The organism is Bacillaceae bacterium S4-13-56, assembly GCA_040191315.1.
Classification (GTDB): domain Bacteria; phylum Bacillota; class Bacilli; order Bacillales; family JAWJLM01; genus JAWJLM01.
This window is the reverse complement of sequence record JAWJLM010000023.1, coordinates 20,953-27,225: the sequence shown is the minus strand read 5'-3', so window position 1 is coordinate 27,225 and position 6,273 is coordinate 20,953. Positions and strand designations below refer to the sequence as shown.

Sequence of the window (6,273 nt, the reverse complement as noted above, 5' to 3'; positions counted from 1 at the left end):
GTTTTGTGCTTCATCTCTTCCATGAAGACCATAACCACAGAAAAAACTGCCGGATTTATGTTTCATCTCCCCAAAAGCAAAAATCCCTAACTAAATCCGCCTTAGCAGATTAATTAGGGATTAAATATGCCCTCAATCCTTATAAACAAAGGAAATTCACGGTCGGAACCGTCCCTACCAACACGATACAACGTCCATAAACGCTGACATACCATGCTTTGGGTGTGTTGGCGAGAACCGTCCCTACCAACACGACTTTTTAGGATATCGCTTCTAGCAGCAAGTCTACTATGTGAACGGCCCGCATGTTTTCATTTAACTCTTCTCGTTCAATACCAACCTTCATTTGCAGTAGACAACCAGGATTTGCTGTAACAATGACATTTGGTTGTATGGCTTTCACATTTTCCATTTTATGATCAAGAATTTGCATCGACATTTCTTCTTGAACAATGTTATAGATTCCCGCTGATCCGCAACAATGGTCAGCCTCTTTGAGTTCAACGTACGTTGAGCCTTGAATAGCCTGAAGCAACTTTCTTGGTGCTGCCGCAGTTTTCATGACATTTCTTAAATGACAAGAGTCCTGATAAGTAATCACTTGACCTGGTAACTTTAAGTCTCTCTTATCAAACTCAAGTTCAACCAAAACTTCAGAAATGTCCAAAACTTTTTCAGAAAATTCCTTCGCACGTTCTGCCCATTCTGGATCATCTTTTAATAGATGACCATAATCAACTAAGAAAGCACCACAGCCTCCTGCATTTAAAATAATATAATCTACTTCTAAGTTTTCAAAAGCAGCAATATTTTGCTTCGCTAACTCTTTACTTTTATCCTTCTCCCCACTATGCCCGTGAAGTGCGCCACAACAAACTTGTTCCTCAGGAATGACAACTTCACAACCAACCTTCTCAAGAAGCTTTAACGTAGAGTCATTCGTTTGCATGAACATCGTGTCCATCAAACAACCAGAGAAAAAGGCTACGCGTTTTTTCACTTCCGCTTCAGGCATGATGTGAGTAGGTCGATTTTTCATATCTTTTGGTCTAGAAATATCCGGCAACACCTTTTCCATCGTCCGCAAATTCTCTGGGAAGAGCTTCATGGCGCCAGACTTATGGGCAACCGTCTGCAACCCACTATTTTGATAAAACCAAAGAAAATTATTCACGTTACGCATCATTGTTTTTTGAGGGAAAAGCTTGTCAAAAGCAAACCAGCGAACAGCCCTAACAGACAAGGAATGCTTTTTGTTACTTTCTAAAATATCTCTAGCTTCTTCCAAAATATGACCGTAGGATACGCCAGATGGACAGACGGGCTCACAGGCTCGACACCCCAGACAAACATTGAGCTGTCTCTCAAAATCTTCGTCAGGTTCAATAACTCCATCTACCACACCTTTAATTAACGCAATTCTTCCCCGCGGAGAAGCCGCTTCATTACGATTTGTTTCAATATAAGTTGGACATGTCGGCAAGCAAAAACCACAGCGCATACAGTTTAGTAATTCACTGTAATCCATTCTTTCTTGAAAATCAGACTGGATTTGAGCCGCCGCTTTTTCTGACATACTCATTCTACAACCACTCGCTTCCGTTCATCCTTAGCAAAAATTTTGCCAGGATTCATGATGTTATTCGGATCGAATGCCCTTTTAACGGATAGCATGGCATTAACACCAGCTTCTCCTAGTTTCAAAGAAAGATAAGGAGACTTCATTTCTCCTACCCCATGTTCCCCAGTAATCGTTCCACCCAAACTAATAGCCACATGGAAAATTTCTTCAAAAGCCTCTTCCACTCGTTCCATTTCCTCTTTATTTCTAGCGTCCGTTAAACAGGTTGGGTGCAAGTTTCCATCCCCTGCATGACCAAACGTACAGATACGTAAGTTATATTTTCCCTCAATTCGCTTAATCGCTTTGACCATATTTGCCACCTCAGAACGTGGCACGGTTGCATCTTCTAAGATAGTTGTAGGCATTAAACGGGCTAAGGCTGAAAGCGCGGAACGACGAGCAGTTGCTAAAGCATTTGCTTCTTCATCAGACTTAGCAACCTCTACACTAATACAGTTCATCTCTTTGCAGATTGCCTCGATTTTTTGCATATCTCGAGCAACCACTTCCTCTGGACCATCTTGTTCTATTAATAACACTGCTTCCGCATCCGTAGGCAAACCTACCTTCGCGAAGTCCTCTACCACTTGAATCGTTGAATTATCTAAGAACTCTAGAGTAGTTGGGATAATTTTACTTGCAATAATATTAGAAACTGTTTGTGCAGCAGACTCAATATCTTGATAGACTGCTAGCGCTGTTTTCTTAGTTTCTGGCTTTGGAATTACTTTTAGTGTTGCTTCTGTAATGACGCCTAATGTACCTTCAGATCCAACGAAAAGTCTTGTTAAGTCATAACCCGCCACATCTTTGGCTAGCTTTCCGCCAGTTCGAAAAATATCTCCGTTAGGCAAAACAATTTCTAGGCCCATGACGTAATCTCTTGTAACTCCATACTTTAATCCTCGAAGTCCACCAGAATTTTCCATAATGTTGCCACCGATTGTTGATATTTTCATAGATCCTGGATCAGGAGGATAGAAAAATCCTTTTTCCTCAACTGCTTGAACCATCTCTAAGGTAATCACCCCAGGCTGAACTGTTACAGTTAAATTTTCCTCATCAATTTCAAGGATTTCCCTCATATTGTTAAAAATTAAGACGACTCCCCCCTCCGTTGGGGTAGTACCGCCACAAAGGTTTGTACCAGATCCTCTTGGCACAATAGGAACTTTGTACTCATTACAGGTTTTCAATACTTCACTAACCTCTTTCGTATTTCGAGGACTGACCACTCCATCAGGCAGTGCTTGAAAATTAGGAGTGGAATCATAAGAATAAGCTAAACGACTTTGATTGGAATCTTGAAAATTTTCTTTGCCAACAATCGAAATCATTTTATTTTTAAAATCCATATTTAACATAATATTTCCCCCTACAAGAGAATTTTATTAAAAACGCAAGCATCCTCGACCATCGACGTAAGGAGGTGAGGCCCACAGGATGTGGTCGCGTAGGCGTTTGCGGTGGGACGAGTAATAGCAGTCCCAACACGTGTGGCGGTTTTAGCCTACGTTCCCTCCGAGATATAGGAAACACAGTTCACAAGTGAACCTATGTTAACTTATCGAGCGAGAAGAGGGATCCGACTCTAGTCGATAGGACGCTGAAGCTAGAAAGGTATTATACTTTCTGGCCTTTTAAAAAGAAGTTGACCCAAAGTCACCCCACAAGCCAACTTTTAGTAGTTATTTATCTTCTACTACAATGTATGTCACTTTAATTGGTCCATGAACTCCAACAATTAAGTTCATTTCAATGTCTGCACTATTACTTGGACCTGTAATAAAACTCACACAGGAAGGCACCTGCTGCCCCGCTTCATTTTGCTTATGAATCACGCTAGCTGCTTGAGTCATCCGAGCAACAATCGTACTTTTAGGAATAATCGCAATATAGGTTTTAGGCAACAAACTAATTGTACGTCCATTATCCTTATCATTAAGCAAAGTGACAGTCCCGGATTCAGCTAATGTAATATCACTAAAGGTGATACCGACATCAGCCTTTTCAGCAAATTTTACGTTTTCCCTTTTATTATTAGGGTCCCATATACGAACTTCACAACCTGTTTCAGGTAATTGATTTTCATAATATTCTTTGAGGCCAAAAGATTCATTTCGTTCATCATTCACAATGATTGCAGATTTTCCTTCGTATCCATCAATGGTTTCTTGTAGAACTTGTATCAACTGGTCACTGGTTGTTCGTTTAAAAGTAGTATGAATCACACCACATTGCTTTTCTAAAATATCGACCAGTTCATCTTGAGTCGCATCTTGGAAAACCGTCCATTGGGGATTCTTACGCCAGCTAGGACGATCTACTTTTCCTTTGGTGCGCTCTCTTCCTAGCTGTTTTGCCAGATTATCCAAGAAAGCATCCCTATTTTGAATTTCTCCTACTGTCATTTGGAATCCCCTCCTTTTTCTTTTCCGTTATACCAAGATCGGAACGACTGCTTGCTTGGTGCAGGGAAATCGCGAACATCCGTCCAACCCTTCATTGGACCAGGACCATTGGAAATTTTTTCATCCTTCGTCCAAGGTTTAAGCCCTGTTCTTGCAACCTTCGTGCTCATATTATAAAGCGAAGGATTGCCCGACCATTTTTCAAATCCTTTCATTATTAATTGTTCCGCCTTTGGAGACATCTTCTCCTTCTCAACGATAATTTGACGGTGACGAATTAAATGTTCGTGTAAAGGTATTTTGACAGGACACGCTTCTGAACAAGCCGCACAAAGTGTAGACGCAAAAGGTAAATCTTTATGATCTTCATAACCATCTAATAAAGGAGTTAATACAGCACCAATTGGACCTGGATAAATCGATCCATAGGAATGTCCCCCAACATGGCGATAAACAGGGCATACATTGATACAAGCGGCACAACGAATACAATGTAACGCTGACTGGAATTCTGTTCCTAAAATCTTGGAGCGACCATTATCAACAATGACTAAATGGAACTCCTCAGGACCATCTACTTCTTCTTCAAGTCTTGTTCCTGTAATGGCAGTCACGTAACTTGTTAGCTTTTGCCCTACCGCTGAACGAGTAAGCATACTAACAAGGACTTCCATCTCTTCCCAAGTAGGAACGAGTCTTTCCATTCCCATAACGGTGATAACGGTATCTGGCAAGGAAGTTACTAATCTAGCATTTCCTTCGTTTGTTACCAGTGTCACCGAACCAGATTCCGCAATGGCAAAATTACAGCCGGTGATCCCAATATCTGCTGATAGAAAGTCTTTGCGAAGTTGTTCTCTAGCAAATAAAGCAAGTTCTTCAGGACTATCTGATTTGTCATATCCTTTTTTGTTAGCAAAAGTTTCTCTCACTTGTTGCTTATTGACGTGAATGGCTGGTGTAACGATATGGGAAGGTGGGTCCTCATCTAATTGAAGAATCCATTCCCCTAAATCCGTTTCCACTACTTCACATCCTGCTTTTTCTAGTGCGTGGTTCAGACTAATTTCTTCAGTTACCATGGATTTAGATTTAACAACCTTTTTACCGTTCTTTTTCTTAATGACATTTTCAATATAGGCGTTTGCTTCTTCAGCTGTTTGAGCAAAAAAAACATTTCCCCCGCGTTTGGCTACGTTTTCACTCAAAAGCTCAAGGTAGTAATCAATATTTTCTAATGTATGGGAGCGAATTTCTTCTCCTAGATCACGCCAATCTTCCCAGTTTCCTAGCTCCTCTGCTGCTTTTAAACGGCCCGTTCTGAATCTACCCTGAGCAGAAGAAACAGCTTGTCGCATGAAGTCATTCTTGATGCCTTCTTGGATACGCTCTTTAAAAGAATTCTTACTAATTTTTATACCCATGATAATCCCTCCTTCTAAACTCGGCTATTTAAAACAGACACAATATGCATCACTTTAACCGGCTTACCATTACGAGTTAGCCTTCCCCCCATATTCATTAAACAGCCCATATCTCCACCTATTAAATACTCCGCTTCTGTTTCCAAAATATGCTCTGTTTTTTCCTGAACCATTTGCTCTGAAATCACAGGATTTTTCACCGCGAATGTACCACCAAATCCACAGCAATCTTCTTTATTCGGTAGTTCAACCATCTCTAACCCTTTGACATGGCTTAACATTTTTAGGGGACCATCTTTCACTCCAAGTAATCTAGTCATATGACAAGAAGGATGATAAGTCCCTTTTCCCGGCAAACTAGCACCAACATCTTCTATTTTTAATACTTCCATAATAAATTGAGTAATTTCATAGCTCTTACTTGCAAGATCTTTAGCTGCCGCTTCCCACTCCGAATCTCCCGCAAAAATATGCGGATATTCTTTAAACATGGCAATACAAGAGCCTGATGGAGCAACTACATACTCTGAATCTTTAAACGCTCTCATCATCTGTTTCATAGATTCCTTCGATTCTTTTAAATAGCCACTGTTATAGGCTGGCTGACCGCAACAGGTTTGACTTTTTGGAAAATCAATTTTACAACCAAACCGTTCCAGTAATTCTACTGAGTCTTTCCCAACATCAGAGGCAAACATGTCACATAAACAAGTAATAAATAAGGAAACTCTCACCTTTTTTCCTCCTCCATACATCACTAAAATTATAAAGTGAAACTTCAATCAGTGGCCGTCCCCCGCTGATTGTTAGCACC

General features: G+C 40.6%; 5 protein-coding genes. All 5 read right to left on the bottom strand.

Annotated elements, in window-relative coordinates:
• Positions 1-259: 259 nt before the first annotated feature.
• The 5 genes from RZN25_08065 to RZN25_08045 all read right to left on the bottom strand — a co-directional run bounded on the left by RZN25_08065 (position 260) and on the right by RZN25_08045 (position 6,193).
• Positions 260-1,576 (bottom strand): (Fe-S)-binding protein, encoded by a 1,317-nt coding sequence (locus tag RZN25_08065; GenBank protein ID MEQ6376774.1) that lies wholly within the window; start codon positions 1,574-1,576, stop codon positions 260-262.
• Between the two features lie 2 nt (positions 1,577-1,578).
• A complete protein-coding gene (gene glcD, locus RZN25_08060) occupies positions 1,579-2,988 on the bottom strand; it encodes a glycolate oxidase subunit GlcD (protein ID MEQ6376773.1) in 1,410 nt (469 codons plus the stop codon).
• 324 nt (positions 2,989-3,312) lie between these two features.
• Positions 3,313-4,035, bottom strand: a complete 723-nt coding sequence (locus RZN25_08055; GenBank protein ID MEQ6376772.1) for a lactate utilization protein C — start codon at positions 4,033-4,035, stop codon at positions 3,313-3,315.
• A complete protein-coding gene (locus RZN25_08050; protein ID MEQ6376771.1) occupies positions 4,032-5,459 on the bottom strand; it encodes a LutB/LldF family L-lactate oxidation iron-sulfur protein in 1,428 nt (475 codons plus the stop codon). The genes RZN25_08055 and RZN25_08050 overlap by 4 nt, the downstream gene beginning before the upstream one ends.
• Before the next feature lie 14 nt (positions 5,460-5,473).
• On the bottom strand, positions 5,474-6,193 hold the full coding sequence (locus RZN25_08045; GenBank protein ID MEQ6376770.1) for a (Fe-S)-binding protein: 720 nt from the start codon (positions 6,191-6,193) through the stop codon (positions 5,474-5,476).
• Positions 6,194-6,273: the final 80 nt, after the last annotated feature.